Annotated in this window: 2 protein-coding genes and 1 pseudogene; 2 read left to right on the top strand and 1 reads right to left on the bottom strand. The window is 71.5% G+C overall.

The window, feature by feature from the left end:
* Positions 1-206 precede the first annotated feature (206 nt).
* Both ACFVW8_RS39100 and ACFVW8_RS39095 read left to right on the top strand, forming a co-directional pair.
* Positions 207-1,016: a class I SAM-dependent methyltransferase gene (locus ACFVW8_RS39100; RefSeq protein WP_389698813.1), complete on the top strand. Its 810-nt coding sequence runs from the start codon at positions 207-209 to the stop codon at positions 1,014-1,016.
* Between the two features lie 98 nt (positions 1,017-1,114).
* Complete coding sequence (locus ACFVW8_RS39095) at positions 1,115-1,468, top strand: VOC family protein (protein WP_389698811.1); 354 nt, start codon at positions 1,115-1,117, stop codon at positions 1,466-1,468.
* A gap of 7 nt (positions 1,469-1,475) precedes the next feature.
* Here ACFVW8_RS39095 and ACFVW8_RS39090 read toward each other — a convergent pair.
* Positions 1,476-1,716, bottom strand: a pseudogene (locus ACFVW8_RS39090) (DUF5107 domain-containing protein); the annotation flags it as partial.

Genomic DNA, 1,716 nt, shown 5'->3' with positions numbered 1-1,716 from the left:
CCCCTTATTTTCGTCCGCCCCCCCGCCGCCGCGGGCCCCGGGGGGGGGGGGCCCCGCCGGGGCCGCCCCCCCCTCGCCGTGTGCCCGCACCACGAGCGATACCGCCCACATTCCGAGATGCCCATCTCATCATTCGACAGTCGAGCGTACCGTGGCCGTACCGATCAGCGCTTCGCGGTTCGCGTTTCGAGAGAGGATGCACGGTCATGCCGAAGGAGACCGCCGTCTACACCCACGGCCACCACGAGTCGGTGCTGCGCTCGCACCGCTGGCGTACCGCCGCCAATTCCGCGGCCTACCTCATCGGTGAACTCCGCCCGGGCATGAGCCTGCTGGACGTCGGCTGCGGGCCCGGCACCATCACCGCGGATCTGGCCGCGCTGGTCGCCCCCGGCCGGGTGACCGCCGTCGACACCACCCGGGAGATCCTGGACCAGGCGGCCGAGGCGGCGACGGAACGCGGCCTGGACAACATGGAGTTCACCACCGCCGATGTGCACGCGCTGGACTTCCCCGACGACACCTTCGACGTGGTCCACGCCCACCAGGTGCTCCAGCATGTCGGCGACCCGGTGCAGGCGCTGCGCGAGATGCGCCGGGTCTGCCGCCCCGGTGGTGTCGTCGCCGCCCGCGACAGCGACTACGCCGCGATGACCTGGTTCCCCGAGGTGCCGGTCATGGACGACTGGCTGGGGCTGTACCGCCAGGTGGCCCGGGCCAACGGGGGCGAGCCGGACGCGGGCCGCCGGCTGCTCTCCTGGGCCCGGCAGGCCGGCTTCAGCGACATCACCCCGACAGCCGCCGCCTGGTGTTACGCCACCCCGGAGAGCCGGGACTGGTGGAGCAGCCTGTGGGCGGACCGTACCGTCGGATCCGTCTACGCGAAGCTGGCGGTCGACGGCGGCCATGCGACGAGCGAGCAGCTGACCGCGATCGCCGGGGCGTGGCGCACCTGGGGCGCGCAGGACGACGGCTGGTTCATGGTCCCGCACGGCGAGGTGCTCTGCCGCGTCTGAGCATGCGTGCCGGGCCCCAGGACGGGGCCGGTGGCACGGGGCGGCCCCGTCGACGGAATCGATCACACGCCGCTGACCGGCCAACTACCCTGTTCGGCATGGAAATCCTGGGAACCACGCTGCGTATCTGCGTCGACGACCTGGAGGCCGCGGTGGCCTTCTACGAGAACCTCACGGGCAGTTCGGCGCTGCGCTTCGAGCGCGGCGGGGTCTCGGTGGCCGCCATCAGCTGCTTCCTGCTGATGAGCGGCCCCGAGTCCGAGCTGGAGATCCTGCGCAAGGTGACGGCGACGATCGCGGTGAAGGACGTCGACGAGGCCAACGCCTCACTGACCCGCGTCGGCGCCCGGATCATCGCAGGCCCCGTCCACACGCCCGCCGGCCGCAATCTGATCGCCATCCACCCGGACGGTTCGGTCTTCGAGTACGTCGACCGGAACCCGGCGACCTGACCTCTTGTCAGGCGCGTGGCCGCATACGGAAGTTGTACACATCCGGCAGCGGTTCGTCGGTGAGTTCGGACCACACCTCGTCCAGGATCTCCGCACCCTCCCGCAGGTCGGCGACCTCGAATCCCTCGTCGAACAGCGTGCGGGCGGCGGCGCGGTCCCCCTCCGTGATCAGCAGCCGGGCCTCCAGCAGCCGGAAGCTTCCCCGGCTGCGGAGCCCCGGAAGCAGCCCCTCCCAGACCGTACGGGCC

Source organism: Streptomyces sp. NPDC058221, assembly GCF_042882365.1.
Classification (GTDB): Bacteria; Actinomycetota; Actinomycetes; order Streptomycetales; family Streptomycetaceae; genus Streptomyces.
The sequence above is the reverse complement of the archived record's forward strand: the minus strand, read 5'-3'. Positions and strand labels throughout refer to the sequence as shown.

What these genes read in the sequence shown, in the direction of transcription:
- ACFVW8_RS39100 (WP_389698813.1), top strand. Translation starts at nt 207, where the DNA reads ATGCCGAAGGAGACCGCCGTCTACACCCACGGCCACCACGAGTCGGTG.
- ACFVW8_RS39095 (WP_389698811.1), top strand. Translation starts at nt 1,115, where the DNA reads ATGGAAATCCTGGGAACCACGCTGCGTATCTGCGTCGACGACCTGGAG.